Below are 23,529 nucleotides of genomic sequence, written 5' to 3'. Positions count from 1 at the left end.
TAAAAATTGTATTAAAATATATTCATGGATTTATCATTATTATTTCAATTACAAAAGAAACTGGATCAAAAAATAGAGCAAAAGCAGCAACTTAACCATCCTGAACTCACTAAATCAGATGTTTTAACCCAAAAAACCTTAGCTTTAATGATTGAAGCAGGTGAATTTGTAAACGAAGTACAAAGTTTCAAATATTGGAAAATTAACAAAAATGTTAATTTAAGAAATGTTACTGAAGAATTTGCGGACTTATTACACTTTTTAATCAACCTTGCTTATGCTTATGATGTAAATCCATTTATAAAACCGAGACAAATTTCAGATGATATCAATCAACAGTTTCAACAACTTTTTATAGGCATTGGTAAAATTATGCAAATGGCCAATAATGCTGATATACAGAGTTTGAAGACTCAAATCACAAAGGTTTTTGAAATTGCATTAGGGAGTTTTGTAATGCTTGGTTTTACATATGGACAAATGATTCAGGCATATTTTTATAAAAATCAGAAGAATTTTAAACGCTTATATAGCAATTATTAATTTAAATAATAATGATTATTACCAATATTTTTGGTAAAATATAAAATAATTAGGAGATATAATGAAAAAGATTTTAGTTATTAATGCAGGTAGTAGTTCAATTAAACTAAGCCTTTTTGATAAGGATACTTTAAAGTTAATCGCGAGTGGGCTTGCTGAACGAATCACCTTACCTAAAGGTAATATAACCATCAAATTTAATGGACAAAAACACGAAATAGATGTTGTGATGCCAAATCATGAAGTTGCAGTTGAAGAAGTATATAAATTAATGCAACAAATCAAATTAATTGAAGATAAAGCAGAAATTGAATTTATCGGATTTAGAGTAGTACATGGTGGAGATTATTTTGCTTCTACAACCAAAATTACACAAAAAGAAATTGATTTAATTTCAGAATGTGCAATTTATGCACCATTACATAATCCAGGTGCTGTGCAAGCGATGCAAGGTTTTAAGAAAGTTTTTCCAGATGCTAAATTAAGTGCAGATTTTGATACAGCATTTCACCAAAGTATTGAAAAAGTTAATTATACATATGCTATACCGCATGATTTAGCAAGCAAATTTAATATCAAAAAATATGGTATGCATGGTATTTCACATCAATTTATTACTGAAAAACTTGCTGAAATTCTAGGACAAAAAACTGTTTCTTTTGTTAATTTACACCTTGGAAATGGAGCGAGTTTAGCTGCAGTTAAAGATTCGAAATCAATTGATACTTCAATGGGACTTACTCCATTAGCAGGAATTATGATGGGAACTCGTAGTGGTGATATCGATCCATCTATTCACCAATTTGTCCTTAAGCAAACTCAAATGGATATTAATGCATTCACTGATTTATTGAACAAAAAAAGTGGTTTATTAGGTGTATCAGGTGTTTCATCTGATATGCGCGATGTTCGTAATGCAGCAGATTCAAATCCACAAGCAAGATTTGCTCTTGATTTATATGCTCAAAAAATTGCGGATTACACTGCTATTTATGCAAATAAGATTGGTTATCACCTTGATGCACTAGTATTTACAGCAGGAGTTGGTGAAAACTCAGCAGCAACTCGACAAGATATAGTTGATAGACTTTTCTTTAAGAAGATTAAGTTAGATAAAACATTAAATGAAGGTTCAATCGGTGATTATCAATTAATTTCTACACCTGATTCAGAAGTTAAAGTTTATGTAATTAGAACAAACGAAGAATTGGTGATTGCACGTAATGCCAAAGCAATCTATAAAAATTAATTCAGCATTGTATGCTGGATCTTTTAACCCTATACACAAGGGACATTTGGATATAATTCGTAAAGCAGCAGATTTATTTGACCATATTTATGTTGTAGTAAGTCAAAACCCAGATAAACCTAGTAACGATTTTAAAACTAATACTGCTATTTTGAAAGAAAAAACTAAATTTCTTGATAATGTCAAGGTTTTAGAAAATCAAAATATGCTTACTGCTGAATTTGCAAAAAAACTTAATGTTAAATACTTGGTTCGCTCAGCACGTAATCAAACTGATTATGCATACGAAATTGATTTAGCTTCTGGAAACAAACTGCTTAATTCTCAATTAGAAACCATATTAATTATCCCTGATGAAGACTACCTACAATACTCATCTGCATTAGAAAGAGCAAAAAATGTTTAAATTTATCAAATCGGCTACTAATAAAAGCAACTGATATGAGCATTCAAATTATGAAATCGCATTCTGAGGACGCTCTAATGTTGGTAAAAGTAGTTTGATTAACACGCTAGTTAATAATAAAAAATTAGCAAGGGTTTCTAAAACACCAGGTCGAACACAACTACTTAACTTCTTTGAAAATAATAAAGGTGCAGTATTTGTTGATTTACCTGGTTATGGTTATGCAAAAGTTTCAAAAACTCAACAAATGCAAATGATGCAAATGATTGAAGATTATTTAATTAATCGTAAAAATTTAAGATGTGTATATTTATTAATCGACAGTCGTCACTCTATGACACAAAATGATAAAAATGTGGTAGAATTTTTATATTCAATTAACTTACCTTTTATACCTGTATATACCAAAGCAGATAAGCTGAATCAAAAGGGAAAAAGTAAGTTATTAAAGAACATCAAAAGTGAAATGCAGCAATATAATTTTAATAAATATTACATTGTTTCTTCAGAAAATAATTATGGGATTGATAATTTATTATTAAGTATTAATGAAACATTGGAGGTTTAATGAAAAAAGTTAAGATTCTACTTCTTTCTTGTTTAGGTGTTGCTTCAACCACTGCTTTTGTAGCAGGTATTACAGTTGCAAGTTTAAATAAAAATAAGGATACATCATCATCTGATGTTATTAAAGATGCAACAATTAGCAATAATGTTAAATATAAAAATTATGCAAGTTGAGATTTTGGATTTAAACCAGGTAATGAACTAGAAAAGAAAATGTCATCTGAATTAGCAAGCAAATATGCTACAAATCCTTTGTATCGCACAGGAACAACTGTGATAGATAACAATTACTGATCAGATCAATTACTACCTAAAACAACTTTAGATCAAAAACAACTTAATACATTAGATTTTTATGCATTAAACCATTCAAATGTTCCATTAAATGTTTTTTTAGACATCAAAAATACTAGTGATGGCAAAAGAGAATCAAACAGTGAAAGTGAAGGTTATAACTTAAATTTTTATTCCTTTGCAAATGACAAGGATGGAATTTTATATTTACAAATTACCTTTATCCCAAATGCTAAAAATAAAGATCCAAAAACATATAGAACACTTTATCAAATTAAAGGTTTTAAACAAATACAACTTACTGATATTGATCAACTGATGTATTTAACTCCATCCCTTAACAAAGATTCTGATATCTATAAAAACGCTAAAACTTCAGAAGATATAAAGCAAAAATACGAAGCAGACAAAGATGATTTAACCAAGAAAACTAATTTCATTAATTCGCTGCTTAATATAAATAAAAATAAACTTGAAATTGATTATCAAAAGACAACTCTAGATTTTGACAAGGATAAGTTAAATATTAAATTTATAACACATCCTATTATCAATTGAGCAAAAGTTAATAAATTAGATGATTCACAAGTTTATGATCAAATTTCTAAAGAAATTGATGTTCAAATTTCCCTTGAAAAATAAACCTTTATGAGGTTTATTTTTCATTATAAAAACTTTTTCATTTTTCATATCAAGACATTATATTGATGCTTATGTAATCATGAAAATCTTAAAAAAATCTACTTTTTACATAGATTTTAGATTAAATTTTATAAAATATTAATACACACATTTGAAAATTTAAAAAAGGAGTATATGAAATTCAAAAAATGATTCACTACCATGTTACTTTCAACTGTAACATTAACCACTGTTTCTTGTGGACAATTTAAAGAAAGTTTAAAAACTAACACCCCAAATGATCCTGAGGACCCGAATACAACAGATAATACAACCCCTGAACAACCTAACAAAGATTTACAAATGCAAAATTTTATCAACATAAATCTTAATAACATTAAAAGCAATTCATATAATAAATTAATGTCAAATGTTAGGAATTGACTAATCAATCAAGATCTTAGTGATGAAGAAGTTGTGTCAAAATCTAAATTACTAAATAACCTTGTCTTACAATTAAATGAATTCGATTCTAATAAACAAAATTACGAAGAATGAGCATCGCTATTGACAGAAACCAAATCATTTTTAAATAATGGTTTTAGTGATATTGATTTATTTTTGAATCAGTTAAAACAAAAAATTAATAACATCCAAAATATAGTTTTAGATGATAAAGGTCCTGAATATAGAAGTAATATTAAGGATATTTTTGAAAATAATTCATCAATGTTGAATCAAGTTAATCCAATTTTCGATAAACTTAAATTATTTTTGTTAAACAAAAATAATTATGTACCACATTTAAATTCAATAAACCATAATTTTTATGATAATCTACGATATATAACTCAATTATACAATCAAATAATTACACAAACATATGAAAATGCTGCAAATGCTATATATCCTTTTGATAACGAACTTGAAAGTGAAATAACATCTCTAAATAATTATTTAAATCAAGGTGAATTTGATAACTTTTTTGATCTAAAAACAACTGATAATTTATTGGAAAAAATCAAAAGTATCCGTAAATTACAAACAGGAAAAGTGGAGTTTTTCAGTTTACAAGAAAATTCATATAAATCCTACCTTCATAAGGTTAATGCATTGAATGATTCAGATGAAGTAATTAATTCTAGTGTTTTTGAATTCTTTTATAACAATAGATACACATTCTACATAAAATTTAGATATGATCCAAATAATGAATTTTTAACTGAAGCAAAAACCCTTAATGATAAAATTAATTTTATAAAAACCATGCAAGATCAATATTTTAAAAATTCACAAAACACTTTGTTACAAAAAATCAACGATGACATCGATTTGTTCATAATGTCTATACCTGGATACAATGAATTTGAAAAATTAGACAATGATTTAGATGCTCAAACTGATAAATTAAAAAAATATATAACAGATAAAGATTTGATTCCAAGTGAATTAAAAGACAGAATAAAAGAATTAAAAGAAAAAATTACAAATGATAAGTATATTGATGATTTTCAAAGAGATGAATTATTAAATGAGTTATCACAAGTGATAACACTGAATCAATTCACAAAAGTACGGAATAAAATAAAACAAAGTGATAAAAACATTGAAGATGATAAAAAGGCATTACTAACACAAATATCAAAAATTCAAGCACCACAGAGTTTTTATAACTATAATGCTACTAAAATATATTTTTTATCAGATGCAACTTCTTATGATAATTATAAAAATAATTTATGAAATTTTATAACATCATTTAATAGTGCAAAAGATGCATATCAAGCATATAAGAATAAACGAGATAAAAAACAAATAGATACCAATGCTTTATGGGATTTTTTACACTCAGATATTACTTTAAATGCTAATAAAATTTATAATTTTATAACAGATAAATTTCAGGATTTTGACTATACAAATATACAAGAATCTATTAATACCCTCAATAAATTTAAACAACTAATTGATCAAACTTTAAGGACAGCAGGTGTTTTTAATCAAAATGACTTTGATTCTAAATTAAATACACAAGCACAAGGAAACGATCATATAGAACTTTCTGATGATGCAAAAAGATATGAATTAAATAATTACCTATATTCAGCATCCATAAATAAAAATAATGCAAAATTTTATTTGAATAACTTTAACACAGAGTTTTTAGATTATCAACCAGTAAGTTTTGAACTTAAAAACAATGACAAGAATACTTTGATTATTCATTTAAAAGCATTCTTAAAAAATGATCCAAGTTTCTTTACAACCATTGATAAAGAAATAACATTTAGCAAAGATGTGAACCCGATTATTAATGAAATTACTTTAAATAATTTAGATCAATTCTACCAAGTTGATTATTTCAATCTTAAAAAACTTACACTTCAACAATGACAAAACTTATCATTGCAAGATAAAAAAAAGTATTTTAAACCGAAAACAAGTGGTGTTGGCAAATTCTTTAAATTTGATATTAGTCAATTTATAAAATACGAAAATTCTAAGTTATATTTTAAATTTGATGTACTTTTTGATAGACAAATTATCAAAACTTCAGAATTATCAACTGATTCTACAATTCTTTTTTCTCAAAATCCAAGTAATTCTGATGCAATAAATTTACAGGCTATGCTGGATTTATTAAACAAAAAAGATGGAAATGTAACTTTTTATAACTTACTTAAAATAAAAGACGGAAGAAATTGAGGACACTCTCAGTATTTAGCATCAGAAGCTAAAAAAGCATTTGACGAATCATATGATTTACCAAAATTCGGTAGATACCAAATGATAGTAAAAAGTTCAAAGGTTAAAAACCTACGAAAAGGTGAAGCATTATTACAATTTTCTTATAGTATCGATGGTGTTGAAGCAAATGTATCAAACGAGCAACTAAAAAATTGAGAAAGAGAATTTCCTTATTTCAAATTACTTGATTTTGAAGATATTCTACCCAAATCAGGTAATAATATGACAGATTCAGATTTTACAGGATACACTTCAATTGATGCTAACCATCAAGCAATAATTGATAAGTTAAATGAAACTAATTTTAGCATTCGTAAAAATGATGGAAAACATACCAATGGTCCGAAATTTAATCTTTTTGATGCTAAGGATTTTATTGCTGCAAATGTTTTCAAAAAAGCTAATTATTTCATCAATATTTCAAATGGGGTAGATAACAAAGCAACTAACTTAGATGATCAACTTTATGTTCCTTATCAAACTAATATAAATCCAACTGATAATCCTGTCAATCCACTTGATAATGAGCAACGAAAAACATTAATATTAAACTACTTTATCTACTTTTACGATTTCAAATTAGAAGGAAAACGTGGTTTGAAATTTAAGCTCGGATTCATCAATAAATTTGATTCAAATAAAAGATATTCTAATTTGAAAGAATATCATCTTATTAATCTTGTTAACGATTATAAACAAGTTCATTATCCAAATATTATTTTAAACAACATCCAACATAGCAACTTACAAATAAACCAGAAAGAAATAGCTAAAAATTCAGCAAAATACTTTGCTAATCATCTTGATCAACTAAATGAATATATAAAAGTTACATCAAACAGAGATGATCATAACTTTTTATATAATAATTATCTTTTCCCAGAAAATCAATATAAAATTGTTGCTATCGGAGGATATAAAAATGATACTGCATATATAAAACTAGGTTATACCAATATCGATAATCAACTAGTTACAGCAAATGTATGATATAAAATAACAGGATTTAAAAATACATCGGATGTTGAATCGCTTGATAAATTAACTTTTGGTTCTGATAAATTACAAGAAATTTATCATCAACCAAACCAAATAGAAAGAACAAGAGTAATTGAGCCATATTGACAGGATGCGATTTGAAACTATGATGCTAACTCCAAAATTGCAGACTGAATCTTAAAACGTAAATATCTAGAAAAAACCTTATTGAACCCTCAGAATAAAAATAATCAAGTTTTAACTCATATATATGGTGGTATTTTGGCCAAAAATACTTCTATAAGTGGTTTTGATATAAATTTTGATTTAAATAAATTAATCGATGCAAAACGATTAAATTTTACATATGATTTTAATCATTCTGAATATACAGTAAAAATTAATGTTCAAGTGCATTGAGATGCAAAACAAGGTGTTATTTATCAAATTTGAACTGATAATAATACAGATATTGTAGTCGATCAAAACAGAGATATAAAATTTGATGAGAACAGTAATTTTAATCCGAAACAACCATTTATTATAAATAACTATGGAGCAAGAGTTAAAATCAAATATACATCTGATTCAGCATCGGAAGACTTTGAACAAATAACAAACGAATTTGATTATACTAATACCGAGCTTTCTTCATACTCTACCCCATTAGTTATATATACTAAACCGCAATATCTATGATACCGTAGAAACAAAGGGACATAACTGATCCGTTATCGGTGTAATAATCATACTCCTTTTTCAACCTTATCAAAATTTATTTTTATTCTTTTCAATATATTTTTTACTTTTTTTAACAATCAAATTTAATATCTTTGATATTAAATTACACGGGTGTACGTACACGCTACTTTAAAGTGCAAGAAAACGACGCTAAAATACCTAACGGCATCGCTATGAAATTTATAAAATAGAATATACATAGTATATTCTAAAATTTCAGTTTTCTTTTAAAAAAGGTAAAAACATTTTAACCTAATGTATACACTATTTTAAAAACACTAAAAATTGTTGTAAGAAATTATCAAAATACACCCCGTAGGGGTGAACACTAAAAACTTTTAGTAAACAAAAAAATATTTAGAGAAAACTTTTATATAAACACTTTTAAATTACCTTTATTTATACCTTATCAAATGCTATATCTTAAACCCTATTAAATTTTGATAAATTTATCAACAAAATTCTTAAAATCATTTAATTTAAACATATCAATAAACATTAAATTGATCATTTTTTGATATCAAAAATTCTTTTAGACGATCTAAAGAAAAGAGACTAAATCGTTTTGAAAGGGGAGTTTTGATATAATGATTAATATAAGATTCTGATCATCCCATATCGATATTTTGATATTTAAAGGCATTAAAAATAGCCAATTTATTCTTTTCAAACATCCTTAAAAATGATCGAATTTCTTTATATTTTGATCTAAATTTTGTTGAACTTTGTACATCTTTTTCGATCAATTTTGCTAATTTCAACACCAAATTTAACCTCTTATTTTGTATATATTTTTGTAATAAAGCAACTTGTTTTAACAAATTTAATTCTTTAAAAATTAACAAATTTTTCTTTAAAGTTGTTTTGTTATATCAAAAAACTTGATTAAATTTTTTTATAAAATGAAAGCGATCATAGACGCGATGCGCACCTAAATTGATCGCAAATTGATTAAAAACTTGTGCCCCATCAGCACATAAAAAGGTATTATTTTGATCATAATTTTCAGCAAATAATCCCTTAATTTTGTTTATCATTTCTTGCGTATTAAATTTTTTTACATCGAAAATCATTAAAGACTTTTGCTGTTTTTCATTATTTATTATCACTAACCTTAAGCATTTTTTTATCTTTTTAGCACCCTTATTTTCGATAATATAAGTATCATCAACATTAATTTTGATTAAGTTTTTATAATCAAAACCCTTATTTTTAAATGAATTTATAACCTTAAATTTATAAGAATTACAATGATATTTCACTATATCGCTCGGGATAAAATCCCTTATTTTACTACCACGACGAGCATAATTTTTCTTATAAAAAGCATCATAAATATCGATTATAAAATACTTTAAGCGTTTATTTTTAGCCAATATTTCATTATGATAATATGTAAATTTTTTACCATTTTTCTTGTTTTTATACACCCCTAATTTATAAAAATATATCGATCCTTGAATTAAAATTTTACGAATTCTTCATTTTACAAATCATCAATTTTGATATTTTTCTTCACTTTTTCTAACCACATTTTTAAAGTTTTCAGCTTGTTCATTTCAATTTTTGATTAAATTTAAAGTTTGTTTTTGATAAAAATCTTTTACTTGTTCATAGTTCATAGCAATAAAATTTTACATTTTTTGTTTTAAAAAATAATGTAATTATATTATAATATAATTACACTTTTAAATATAGCAGCAAATTATAACAAAAACTTCTTTTGAATACTAAATCAATCCCACACTTAAAATCAACTTAACCATATCTAAAGAACACATCACATCAATTTTTTATAACAAATCTATTTATTACATTAAAACCAGAAATTAAATAATATAAACAAAATATAAAATCATCACCTTATGAATTAAAAGTTAAAAAGCAAACAACAAACATTTAAAAACCCCCTTTGATTAAACCTACACAAATTTATAATCTAAATGTTGCTAAGAACAATTTAAACATTAACTTTTATCTTTATCACATTTTGATTATTTAAATAATAAGAATTTAAACCAGAAATTAATACTAATATTTAGTTTTCAAATAAATTTAACGATTAAAAATACAATCATATTTAAAAAAATCACATAAAAATATATTTAGAACAAAGCAATATAGAATTTATTATCTTTTTAAAAATAACCAAACTAACAAAAAAAGAATTTACATCATAAATCACCTATATAAAAACATAATATCGTATGTATGAGTGAGCACACACACGTACACACATTATACACGAGCACACATATAGCAAATATCAATGATAAACCATACTTAACCAAAAATTTAATAAACTAAACACAACCAAAAACAAAATAATTATTTAAATTAACCCCTAGCACCTTTTTAAACCACTTATTTTTATTTTTATATAATTTTGTTTATCTTTTTTATTTAAACCCCTTTAAAACACTTTATAACCATTATTTTAAAATAATTAAAAATTTATTTTGTTTATCTTTTTTTTATTATTATGTTATAATAATAAAGTTAATTAAGAATGTTTAGTTTTTGATTAACAAAAAATATTAAAAATCTTTTATAATTAAAAAATCAAATCTTAAAGTTTTCTATACAAAAAATTAATATATTGGATAAGAAGTTAAAGATATCGAAAAGACTCCGTTCGGGAGTCTTTTTTTATTATTCTACATCATTAATTATTTCACTTTTATTTACTTGATATAACCATTTTAATTTTAGTTTAAATGGACTTGTTTTAATCTTAATTTTAAATTTATAAAATCGATATGTAGCAAAATCATTAGTTACTAAATATGATCTAGCAGTTTTAGACGCTAAACCTAGTTTTCAACCATATTTTACAGCTAAAATTTTTGCTAAAATTACCGATCCAATAATCGCACCTAATAATGCGATTCCACCAAAACTATAACCAATAATCTGCGATATTGATCGATTAATCTTTTTAGCATCTAAACCAGGTAAGATATGTTCATTGTTTTCTTGATCGATATGTTTTTGGTCAGGAGTTTTATGTTCACTTAAATCTTTAATGCGATCTTTAGTAATTTCTTCACCAGTTTTTTTAACTTGTTTTAAATTATTAGAATTTTTTGGATCATTAGTAATAACATTTTGTTTGTTGTTTTTAGGATCTTGTAGTTCACCATTTTTAAGAGCATCAGGATTTTTTTGATTAACATTTTGATTATTAGGATTATTAGTATTTTTTGTTTGTAAACTTGCTATTTCTTGCTTTGTTTTTAAATTTCGTTCTTCTTGTCATTTTTTATTTAACTTCTTTGTTTCTTCATTTAATGTTCTTGCTTCTCGATCCACATATTTATTAGAATTTTGTATTTCAAAAACTTGTTCAGGCGATAAATGATTAATTATCTTACCGTATGCAAAACCAAAACTACGATTCTTGATCGGCATAATTACTAAATTTTTTAAATATATAGCATCCTTAGGATAATCTTTGTTTGTTGCTTGTTTTAATCTTACTTCTTGATCATGTAACTTGTTTTTTAATAAATTTGTAAGTTCGCGATCCGTTCTTATATTAGGCACAAAATCAATTTGTTTTTTGATACCACTACCATCATCATAAGTATTTTCAGTTAAATAAAATTCTCGAAAAGTTCTTATAAACGGGATTCATTTTTTATTAATATCGATATTTTTTTCATCAATATTTTCTTCATTAAATAAATAATAAGTTCTAAAATTATTTATCGCTAATGCTCGAGTATATGCATCTATATCTTTGCTTTGAAGTTCATTTAATTCTTCTTGCGTATATAAATTAACAGCATCAGTATTTAAAATCACATCTAATCACGGGATATTATAACCAGCTCCATATATTAAATAATCTTTATTAGCATATAATCCTATACTTCGACTTTGATCTTGAATGTAATTAGTTATTTTATACCTAGCATCGGATGTATTATCAACATTTAAAATCTTATCATTAGTTAATAACACATCAGATAAATCATTTAAATTAACTTCATCGTTTTTACCGATATTCTTAAATTTAAAAATAAATGAATTAATAATGTTTATGTTATTAGAAATTATTTTTATATTTAAATTATTATTAGTATTTTTTAATAACATTGTATTTAATAAATAATTATCAATTTTTACATCACGATCTAGTTTAAGAGGTTTATATAACATTCTTTTTGGATCGTTTTCTAATAATTTTTCACTTTCTTTATTTAAATATTCTTGTACATATTTTTTTAGTTTATTAGCAATTACTTCTTGATATTTTTTATCTACATAATTAGCAAATAAATAATCATCCTTTAACAACTTTATAATATAAGATAACTTTAAGTCTTCAAATTCTAAATTAATTATATTATCAGTATCTAATTTTGCATCAGGATTCTTATTTTGTATTACATTAACAATTTCACCCTTAATATCAATATCTTGCTCGTTTTTAAACGCATTAATATCAGTTATATGATTATCTACTAATATGTTTTCAAAACGCTTCACTATCGCACTTCTAATTGGTTTTTTATTAACTTCTATTTCATGATCGTTTAAACTAAAATCTTTTAAATCGATGGGAGGATAAATAACATTTTGCGCACTATTTAAAAATTCTAATTCTACAAATCCACCAGCATATTTACCTAATCCTTTTATTGGTAATTTATAAATAATTGGATTGCTAGCAACAATTTTATTTGGATCGGTAAATGTTTTAGCAAAATTATTAATTTCTACGTTATTAATTAAAACATTAAATGGTTGTATTACATAATCAACACCATATTTTAATGGATCAGATCCTATCGATAAAGAATATTTATACATTAAATTATCAGCATAATCTAACAACTTCTTAACAATCCCGTTCCCTTGATTCTTATTAATATCATCAGGTTTACCATCCCCGTTTAAATATCATAATTGGTTTATAGTAATCCCGTTTAAATTTAATTTATCATTAGCATTAAAATTATAAACATTAAACGGATTGGTAAGGGGTTTAACTTGATCATAATTATATGCATAAGAATTATTAACAAAGTCCATATATTCTTTAATCGTATTATTTAAATTAAAACTCGTTATGGTTTTTAGATCAAAACTTCGTTTTTTAATTAATCAATTAGTAAACGTTGATGGGACTACATTTGAATCATTTCATAAATAATTAATATAATCATTAAAAGTAACATTTTTAGGTTCTTTTGCTAAAATATCTTGCGCCTGTTTTAAAAATTCTTGTTTTTCATAATAACTTTTTTGATCATAATTATTTAAAAAATTTCTTACTAAATTTTTATTTTCTACTTTCTGCACACTATTTAATATATCTTGTAATCACTTTTTGATATTTTGTTCTTCTACTTCTCGACGTTGTTTTTCTGCAGCGGCATTTAATTTATCATTAAGATAAGGATCGTTTGGATCATTACTTTGCTGCGCATAATTATTATTAACTACCTTATCTTTAATCGCATCGCTAAAATATTGATCAGGTTGATTATCTTTATCAATTAATACCAGTTGCACATTAGAAATTTGATTATTACTACGACCTACAATAAAATAAAGTCCTTCCGTCGACATATATGAACTTTCACTATTAGCATTTAAGGTTGGTAGATCGATAATTTCACCACTTATATTAAAGGTATTATTAACTTTTTTATACAACTGCACAACATAATAATTAGTAGCATTTTCATTTAACAATAAATTTCTTAATGCCCCTTTACCTAGCACAGCAGCATTAGCGAAAATACCTAAACTCAGATCCACATTAGATAAATTAGGATAAAGAAAATAAAGTTTTGGTAAAACGTTTTTAAATTTATCTAAAAATTCTTTTTTAATCCATACTAATTGATCCTTAGTTCCAGTATTTGGATTAATCAATGGATCATATTTTGGATTCTTAATTTTTTTACCTTGATCATCCTTTAATACTTTACCTTGTTCATCATATAAGTAAGGAGTAATAATTTCTTTTTGTTTTGGATTTACATCAGGATTTCATGCATAATATTTAATATCTTGCGCTAAAGGATAAGAATTAATTATATAATCTATTTTATAAGTAAAATCTATAACGTAGTTATTAGTATCAGGTTTAAATTTAATTACTTCGATCTTATACTCATTTTTTAAATGTGAATTATTTTCATTTGGTTCTTGATCACTATTAGGATCATTTAACACTCTTTCTTTATCATCTATCCCGTTTCGTTCATCGCGAAGTTCTATTTCAAAGTGTCCATTTAAAACATCCACCCTTTGTCCATTTACAATTAAAACTTCATTTTCAATATACTTATTATTTTTATTTAATACATCGAAAATTACCTTAATCGGTCCTTTTATTTCTCATTTACCACCATAATGCTTTAAATTTTCAGGCGGTTGTAATTGCTTAGGGGTATCTTTAATCCATTGTTTATTAATCCGATCCGATCAATTTTTTTGATCATCATATAAATTATTTAAAGAATTAGCATCATTAACCACATAAGAATAATCTATTTGTAATCGCGATGCTAATTCTGCATTAGATGCATATCGATTATAAAGTTCACTATTTTCTAATACAACCGGGATATTATTTACCACAAGTTGCGATCCTTGATCGATTACACCTTTTATCAACTCCAGCATACTTTCATAATAATTATAACGACTAACTTTATAACTATCATTATCACCACTACTATATAAATTAAGTTTATTTAAAAATTCCCTTAGTTCATCCTTTTTTGTTAAGGTATATCATATCTTACTACTTAGATCATTTTTAATCGAAACGTTATTATATAAAATATCTTTTAAAACTAATTTTAACCCTAATTTATTATTAGTATTAAATGCTGCTTGAAATGAAAACACAATTTTTAAATTACCATAATTAACTGTATAACTTTTGCTATTTACTAGTTGATTAATTTTATCTAAATTACCTTTACCACCAGCATCAGCTACTTCTTTTAATAAATTATTATCATTTAACTTAGAATTTTTACCAGCATCTGTTATCAAATGGATCGCATTATCTTTAATTCAATCTTTAAATACATACTTTACATATTTATTTTGATTATTATTATTAGATATATTATTTAAAACATTATATAAAACTTCAAACTCATCGTTTCTTAAATCATATAAAGAAGTTGTATTATAAGTATAATTTTGTTTTTGTTTAACTTTTAAATAAGTTATATCTGGATCATCTGGAGTATGCGTATTATCATCTAATAATAAAATAGAATTATCGTTTGCTGTTTTAATTCCTTGTATATAAGTCGATGGCCACAAAAAATCTTGTTTTTGTTGATAACTAAATAAATAATTACTATAATATGCCCCTTTTTTATATTCAGGTGTTGGTGTTCACATATTTGTTTGTTTATTTATAGGTTGAATTTGTATTGTTTGTGCTTTTAATGCATTGGTTGGAGGATGTGATCAACTATTACCTAAATTAATCCATAAAATTTTATTATCAGTATCATAATTAGCATATATTAGTCGATTTTCACCATACCCTCAGTTTGATCAAAAAGTTCTATGTCCATAATTAGAATCCCATATTTCTTCAAGTTTAATATTAGATTGGTATGTATGATCTTTATTATAACTAGTAAAAAAATTATTTACTGTTTTTTTGTTAAAAGTATAATAAACTCAGTTATTTTGATTTGCTAAATCTTCTAATTTCATCCCATATTGTTCTAAATAATTTTCTAGTTTTTGTATATTTTTTATACTTATAACATATATATAATAAAGTCCTCTAATTCAACCGTTATCCTTTGAAGTATAATAAATATCATTATCTTGGATTCCTGCTTTTTTAAAAAAAGCATACATATTTTCACTAAAATAATTTTTAAAAAAGTTTTTATTTATTTTTTGATAACTGTTTATAAATCTAACTGCATTACTTTGATCCAAAATCCCCCATTGTCCACTATTTCATTCTTGTAATGTTATTTGTTTTTTCTTGATATTTGTAAATATATTATAAAAATAAACATCATCTCCAGCATCATAAATATCATGATCATAATAACCATAATAATCATCGCGCAAAATATCTTCAACATATGCTTGATTCCAGTATATATTTTTATTATCACCAAAATTAAAATTTAATTCATTATTAATATCTTCTTTATAATACATACTATGATTCAAAAAATCTACATTAGATCTTCATTTCACATCATTAAATGTATAAGAACTAGTATTTACATCCTTTAATCATACATAATCATTATTTCACCTTGCTTTATTTAAAGTTCCAACATTATCTAATGCTACACTTTCACCAAAGGGGTGATTATCATTATCATAAACATAAGAAATAGTATTTAATGTTAAAATAGGGGTCAACATAACCCCTAACATACTAATCTTCTTCAAACCCTTCTTCATTTTCAACCTCCTCTTCATCATACGGATTACCACCATTCATTTCAGTTCTTAAATATCTTTCAAAAGTTTTTTCTATTTTTTCATTTATTTTTTTACTTTTACTTTCGATATTCTTAGCACGTTCATAATTATATTTTTTTAGTTGCGCAAAATAATTTAGATCCTCGACATCACTTTCTTTTAAATTATATAAATTTACCTTTTCATTTTGCATATTTAACAATAAATTTAACTTCTTATCGATAATTTCATTAGTCATTAACAATAAATTAAAGGTATTATCGATATGATTAAAATAAGGAGTCATCGATGCAAACAATGCTTTACGCAAGGCATAAAATAATCGATCTTTACCTTTTTCGATAATTTCCTCTTCATAAGTATTATCGATAACTTTTAACACAATATTTCGCAACACTTCATAAGGAGTTTGTTTTTTTCTTTTTAATGCTGCTTTTCATGCCCAAAGTTTTTCAACATTTTCAGCACCAGTAACACGGGTTGTTATTTGCACAAAATCTTTTTCTTTCATATTATCCTTTCTTAAAGAATAACGATTTTTCATAATCGTTATAATGTAAATTAACTTTATATCTTATATTTTCATTAATCCCCAGCAAACACTGTCCACGTTGCTTTTGCGCTAATAAATTAATTTCGCTAGGAGTTAATGGATTTGCAGAATTTTCATACAGTTCTTTTACAGCATTAATATCATTACTTTTCATCCCTAAAAAGATACTATAATTACAGTTTTGTATGATTCTTGATGCACTTTCAATTACTTCACTACTTGATCGATAATCGCTTGGATTTTGCGTTGTATGAATAGTTGAACCATCGAATTTTCTAATCGTTTTAGTTGCTTCGACAATATAATCTAAGGTAGCAGGATTCTTAGCATTGATATAAATATGTTCTTCATCGATACATAAAATAATTCTAGTTGTAAGTTTATCAATTTCTTCACTACTTAAATATGTTAAATTATGTTCTTGTTTATATAAATTTCGCTTCTTTTCATTTTCGATAAAATTTTGATATATCACTTCATTACAAAAACTTAGCACTAACATAATCCCTAATTTAGCAGAAATATGCTCATTGGTATTTGTTAAGTTGTTCATTTTAAATACAATAAAATCATTTTCTAAATTTATATTTGTAATCCCATTAAACAACATTTCATACTTACCATGATGCAAGAAGGCATTATCAAAACGATCAATTAACATCGAAATAACTTTTTTACGATTCTCGACATTAAAAATGTTTTCATACTTATATTCTTTCATAAAGTTTATAAAATCACTAATGATCGGTCACTGCTCATGTTTTAATTTACTTATATCTTGTTGATAAAAACCATAACTAGCATAAAATTCTTTAAATAACGATTCTAAAATATATCATTCTTCATCGATACTTCATAATGTTTTAAAAAACTTTTCTAGCAATGATACATGCGAATTAATAAGTTGCGCCACACTTAATTCTTCAATATCATCCCTTAGCGCATTTCGAACTTGCATTAGATTAATAGTAGTTTTAGCACCACCACCAATATCAATAATTTGTCCACCAAACTTTCTCGCAAAATCGCTATACTCATTTTGCGGATCGATAATAATTACCTTATTTTTAATCGCTAAATTAGATGCTAGTATTTTAGAAACAATCGTACTTTTACCAATCCCAGAACTACCTAACACCATCATATTATGATTAGTTCGATTACTACTTTTTAAATCAAAAATATCAAAAGATATTGGAGCAGATGATCCTTGCGATAAACCAAACACTAAATTTTTATTATCATTAAATATTTCATATAAAAACGGATAACCGTTACCTAACACATAAGAAGTCATTTGATATGCTAAATTAGATAATTTATAATTTAACGATAAAGAAGTATCAATAAATGCTTGAAATTGTAAATAAGAAAGATTATTTACCTTAATATTTTGCGATCTTAACATAACATTATTTTCCCGTTCTAATTCTTTTAATGTTGTAAAATCATTAGCACTATTAATAATAAAGTAATTTACATCGTAAAGTTTATGTTGTAATTTTGTTATTTGATAAATAAACTCGTCAACAGCCTGCATATCGATATTTGCTTTTAGCATTTTTGTTGCTTGTACTTCAGTCTCGATATTATTTGTAGAATCCATATTTGCTTTATTTAAAATTCTATCAACAGCATTTTTATCATTATATGGATAATGATTGCTAATTATCACCCCATTTAAATTAAAAATCCCAGCACTTCAACTTTGATCCAGTTCATAAGGTAATTTTGAAACCCCTTTAATTGAATAAAACTTATCATTTATCTTAAAATAATTTCTATTAAATACAACTTCGTTATATGAAAATAGTTCATCCAAAATATCGCCACATTCTTCTTCATTTTGTATTTTTGCTAAATTTCTTGTATATCAACTTACTATTTCATCTTCACTAACACCAAAACCTCGATAATTATTTAAAAACTTCAAAAGTTCAACACCCTCGAGTTTTGAAAGATAAATTTTACTTTCTAAAAACTTATTATATATAACTTGTGCTTCTTCGCTAAGTTCTTTAAAATTAGGCCCATTTACAATTAAATAATAATTGCTAACTTGTAAATTTTCATTAATCGAATTTAAATCTTCATAATTAGCATTTAAATAATCATTTCATTTTTCATTATCTATTTTATTTTCATCTAAAAATTTTATATTTTCTTTAAAATTAACATTTTCATCTATTTTTACAAAAGAAAACTTATTATTAAATGAATCTAAACTTTGGATGTAACGAGTTAACATAATTTCTTGTGTTTGTGGATCTTCATTTTCTAAATTAAATCCATGAATCGCAAACACACAAAACATGTTCGAGTTAATATCTTTTTTATTAATCCCTTCCCCCAATGTTTTCTTATTTTGCACAATATCAACACCATACAACCTAGCAAAAGGATTTAACTGTTCACTTGATCTAGCACCTTTACTAGCAAAACGAGTATATTTTTTCGGCGCTAACCAATATAAAAACATTCTATATATTAAATGATATACTTTGCCGTTCGATCCATGATGTGGTAATATTAAAATCCCAAACACCAAAATTAACACTAACCAAAAAACATATTGAACCCAACCTAAATAAAATTTAGCAAAAGAAATATAAGATATCCCATAACTTACAATTAATACAATTAAAAATTCTATCCCATCTTTTAACGAAAACCATTTAGTAAGTTTCATCCAACGTTTTTTTAATCTTTTTGGCTGTAGCATTATTCTTTACCTTTTTCTTGTTGTTCTGGACCCTTTATTTGTTGTTTTATCATTTCATCATAACCATGTTTACCTTTTTGTATTTTATCAAAAACTTTCGTAGCGCCTTTTAATAAAGAAAATCCCGACATTAATTTAACACCTGTTTTTATACCAGTAGCAAGTTTGCTATTTGCTGATTTTTTAACAAAATCACCAAACTTGCTATTAGATAATTTTCGCATAGTTTTATTGTTCATTAATTTCTTTGCTAAATTAGTAGCAAAACCAAGGGGGTGTTTTTTCATAGCAGCCGACGCTAACCCGGCTACAGCACCTCCGGCTACAGCACCTCCGGCTACAGCACCAGCGCCTCCGGCACCCTTAGCGAAGGCTAATCCACGACCAACTTTATATGTTGAACCAAGAGCTCGACCAGTACTACGACCTAACCCTAAACCATTATTAGAGGTCCCGAGTTCGCCACCAATAAATTTAATCATCATTTGCGATAATGTTTTATAAGAAGCCACCGAACCAGTTAAAACTAACAAGGTAGGAATCATTTTTAATCACCCTAAATATGAACTTAAAGAACTTTGGATCAAACCTTCTTCGGGTGAACCATATAAAATAGGAAATTCTTTTTGAAATGCTTTAGAATCGATAAAAGTATTAATTACATTTATAAATATCATTAATAACTTTAAACCAATAACATAAATAGATAATGCTAATAAATTCGCTAAATATTCATCCTTTCATATCGCGACTTTTTTACCACCATCCGAAATCGATCACGGAACCACAAATGGAAAGAACAAAAATAACACTAACAAGTTCAATAATTTTGTTATTACATCGAAAATTATTGAAATAAATGTTTTTACCACTAAAAATAAAAATACTAACATTAACAGCATAAAAACACCCATCCCAATAAAACCATCGACACGATCATATATATTAGAATAAGTTGATCAAGCAAATAATTGCGTAGTACCTTTTAAAGGTTCACCAGTATAATTAGGAAAAAATGCATTTAACATTGCATTAGCAAAATAATTACTTATTGAATCACTAGAACCACCACGAAATACTACATCAGCAATTTTTAAAATTACATAATTTATACCATACACTAAAAAATGTATGATTAACAGCAATCCCACCCCTTTAAAAGCAGTTAAAATCGCCACTTTTAGCATTGATATCGACTTTTCACCTTCAGTATTTAAAGCAAAACGAATCCACATAATTAAAACAATTAACACCCATATTACTAAAGATACAATTAAAAATTGATACCAGGTGCTAGCAATCGATAAATCCGTTTTTTTATTAATATCAAAAGTAAATTTAGATAAACCAAAAAACATATAGTTAGGTAGTTGCAGCGAAAATAAATAAATTAATTTTATTATCAAAGTAATAATATAAATACATATTAATAATGGAATGACTAATATCACATAACCTAAATAACCAATCGAAAATTTAATAATTAAATTAGTTAATGGAGCTAATATAGCACCTAATATAGCACCCATTTTATACCAACATATTTTTTATTTTTGTATTTACCATTATCCCAACATCCATTAACGACTTTTTTTTCGATCCATCAATAAATATTTCACCAGCATTAACTTGTTGCACAATCAACGCGACAATCCCTCAAGCAAATAATAAAAATACTAAACCAATTAAACCCCATAATATTTTACGATTATGTTGTTTACGTTGTTGCGGATCGGCGGTATGCGAATTTTGTTGAATCGACACAATAATAGCAATAATCAGCGCTAGCGCAGCCAAACCAGCGAGCACCCCAAACACACTATTTATAATCGTTCATGTTTGATTAGCGACAGCTCGAAATGTTGAATCATTAATCGATCCATCTTCAAAAAACTTTGTAATTTTTACTAACATAAATCCTTTCATTTTTTACAATTCTTTTATCTTTAATTATCAAACCTTAAAATTTTCATAATTTACACATAATTTTTATTATATAAATATATTAATTTAACACCTTATTAATAATTTCTTTTGCTAGTTTTATAATATTTCTGCATTTTTTAATTCTTGAATAATATCCGATTCTATTTCTTTAATTTCATTATTATATTTTTTATAAATCATCCCATTGATATCAGTAGGTATATCTACATTTCCTTTTACCAAAAGCATTATTTTATCTTTTGGTAATTGTCCATATAATACACCCATTTCAAAAATAACATTTTGTCTAGCCCTTTCTTGTCTTGTTTCCATCCCTAAAACTTTACTATAACCTAAATCATCCGGTGTTAACAAAACAAAAGCAAAAGAAGATATTTTAATATCTCTTATTACACCATCTAATATAGTAGAACCTCCAGCATATTTATCCTTACTTACAACAGGTAAAAGATGAAGTTTTGTTAAAAATAATTGTAATTCTAAAAGGGATTCTCGATCATGTCCATGAACAATATAAATATTTTTATTTTCTTTAACAGTTTTAAAAAACATTTTATTTGTTTGACTATTATCTTCAGTTTTTAAGTTTTTAATTTTATTAATTTCATTAATTAATTTTATTTTTTCTTCTTCTATTCAATTTCCCATAAAACTAATTTTTTCTGTTGATTCATATCAATTAATTGAAAAAGTTAATTTTTTTGCTTGTAAAGAAATATTTCCTAAATTTTCTTTTATTAAAAAATTCTCTTTATTTAAATATACTTTTAATTTATGAATTTGCTCTTTATTTAATATTATTGAGTTCATATTTTTTCCTTAAAATTTTCATAATTTACACATAATTTTTATTATATAAATATATTAATTTAGCACCTTATTAATAATTTCTTTAGCCTTTATTTTATTATTTTTAGCTAGTTCTTTTTTATAATCGCTATAATTAATTCTATTTATCTTATCTAAATTATTTTGCGCATAAATAGTATTTAAATAAGTAAATAAATAGTTATATGATGCAACATTAAATGCTATATTAGCATCTACATCATACCCCGGCAAGAATCCATCAAGTAATGTATCTTTTGCTTCACCATTACCTAACACAGTATACCACCCCAGCACTTCGTTATTAAGTTTTTCATTAGCATCCTTATACATAAACTCGAAATTACTATTTTTACCATAAGGTAGCATATCCACTAATATTTGATTCAATTTTTTTGTTTGTGGGAACACACTTTCAGTCCCAATAAAGTTATTAATATCTAAAATCGCTATTAGAGCACTAGTATATGCATTTAATTTATTTTTAAAATCATTAAATATCTTTTTTTGTTCAACATATCTAACATCATTATTTTTATTAAGTTCTTCAATTTTTTCGATCAATGATGCTTGTTGATCACCGTTTTTCTTATAATCCATAACTTTAAGAGCATCATTTAATTTTTTTAATGCTTGCTTATATTCTATTAAACTAATAAAATATTTTCTTTGATTCTCATCGACGGCCATAAATTTACCACCCGAATCCGTTGCTTCATCCACTAATGATATCGGAGCATATAAAAATAAGTTCTTAGTTTGTAATTTCTTAATATCTTCACTTGGATCTTTAAGGCCATAAAGAGCATCATTTTTTAAAATCTTCATTCCTTTATCATAACTAAACACATCCATTTTTGGATCATACACCCCATTTAAATTAAAAG

14 protein-coding genes are annotated in these 23,529 nt (G+C 25.4%); 6 read left to right on the top strand and 8 right to left on the bottom strand.

Annotated features, from left to right (window positions below):
• Positions 1-24: 24 nt before the first annotated feature.
• From ACXYRN_RS00600 to ACXYRN_RS00575, 6 genes are all read left to right on the top strand, one after another.
• A complete protein-coding gene (locus tag ACXYRN_RS00600; protein ID WP_435130350.1) occupies positions 25-543 on the top strand; it encodes a dUTP diphosphatase in 519 nt (172 codons plus the stop codon).
• 61 nt (positions 544-604) lie between these two features.
• Positions 605-1,792 carry an acetate/propionate family kinase gene (locus tag ACXYRN_RS00595; protein WP_458597285.1) on the top strand — a complete coding sequence of 396 codons (1,188 nt, stop codon included), beginning with the start codon at positions 605-607 and terminating at the stop codon, positions 1,790-1,792.
• Complete coding sequence (coaD, locus tag ACXYRN_RS00590) at positions 1,767-2,198, top strand: pantetheine-phosphate adenylyltransferase (protein ID WP_458597284.1); 432 nt, start codon at positions 1,767-1,769, stop codon at positions 2,196-2,198. The genes ACXYRN_RS00595 and coaD overlap by 26 nt, the downstream gene beginning before the upstream one ends.
• Positions 2,191-2,766, top strand: a complete 576-nt coding sequence (gene yihA, locus ACXYRN_RS00585) for a ribosome biogenesis GTP-binding protein YihA/YsxC (protein WP_458607284.1) — start codon at positions 2,191-2,193, stop codon at positions 2,764-2,766. The genes coaD and yihA overlap by 8 nt, the downstream gene beginning before the upstream one ends.
• Positions 2,766-3,701 carry an MAG1430 family protein gene (locus tag ACXYRN_RS00580; protein ID WP_458607283.1) on the top strand — a complete coding sequence of 312 codons (936 nt, stop codon included), beginning with the start codon at positions 2,766-2,768 and terminating at the stop codon, positions 3,699-3,701. The genes yihA and ACXYRN_RS00580 overlap by 1 nt, the downstream gene beginning before the upstream one ends.
• A 174-nt stretch (positions 3,702-3,875) precedes the next feature.
• Entirely contained in the window at positions 3,876-8,129 is a 4,254-nt protein-coding gene (locus ACXYRN_RS00575; protein WP_458607282.1) for an MGA_1079 family surface serine endopeptidase, read from the top strand.
• Positions 8,130-8,626: 497 nt separating this feature from the next.
• Here ACXYRN_RS00575 and ACXYRN_RS00570 read toward each other — a convergent pair whose 3' ends face one another.
• The 8 genes from ACXYRN_RS00570 to ACXYRN_RS00535 form a co-directional block, all read right to left on the bottom strand.
• On the bottom strand, positions 8,627-9,769 hold the full coding sequence (locus ACXYRN_RS00570) for an Mbov_0401 family ICE element transposase-like protein (protein WP_458607281.1): 1,143 nt from the start codon (positions 9,767-9,769) through the stop codon (positions 8,627-8,629).
• 1,030 nt (positions 9,770-10,799) lie between these two features.
• Positions 10,800-16,571: an Mbov_0399 family ICE element protein gene (locus tag ACXYRN_RS00565; protein WP_458607280.1), complete on the bottom strand. Its 5,772-nt coding sequence runs from the start codon at positions 16,569-16,571 to the stop codon at positions 10,800-10,802.
• Entirely contained in the window at positions 16,546-17,103 is a 558-nt protein-coding gene (locus tag ACXYRN_RS00560) for an Mbov_0398 family ICE element protein (RefSeq protein ID WP_458607279.1), read from the bottom strand. The genes ACXYRN_RS00565 and ACXYRN_RS00560 overlap by 26 nt, the downstream gene beginning before the upstream one ends.
• Before the next feature lies 1 nt (position 17,104).
• A complete protein-coding gene (locus ACXYRN_RS00555) occupies positions 17,105-19,867 on the bottom strand; it encodes an Mbov_0397 family ICE element conjugal transfer ATPase (protein WP_458607278.1) in 2,763 nt (920 codons plus the stop codon).
• A complete protein-coding gene (locus ACXYRN_RS00550; RefSeq protein ID WP_458607277.1) occupies positions 19,867-21,396 on the bottom strand; it encodes an Mbov_0396 family ICE element transmembrane protein in 1,530 nt (509 codons plus the stop codon). The genes ACXYRN_RS00555 and ACXYRN_RS00550 overlap by 1 nt, the downstream gene beginning before the upstream one ends.
• A gap of 1 nt (position 21,397) precedes the next feature.
• Positions 21,398-21,781, bottom strand: coding sequence for an Mbov_0395 family pilin-like conjugal transfer protein (locus tag ACXYRN_RS00545; RefSeq protein ID WP_458607276.1), 384 nt, complete (start codon positions 21,779-21,781; stop codon positions 21,398-21,400).
• A gap of 129 nt (positions 21,782-21,910) precedes the next feature.
• Positions 21,911-22,624 carry a TIR domain-containing protein gene (locus ACXYRN_RS00540; RefSeq protein ID WP_458607275.1) on the bottom strand — a complete coding sequence of 238 codons (714 nt, stop codon included), beginning with the start codon at positions 22,622-22,624 and terminating at the stop codon, positions 21,911-21,913.
• 54 nt (positions 22,625-22,678) lie between these two features.
• The coding region (locus tag ACXYRN_RS00535) for a hypothetical protein (RefSeq protein WP_458607274.1) at positions 22,679-23,529 on the bottom strand (851 nt) is incomplete at its 5' end.

Source organism: Mycoplasma sp. 4423 (assembly GCF_054353855.1).
This window is presented reverse-complemented; position numbering and strand designations above follow the sequence as displayed.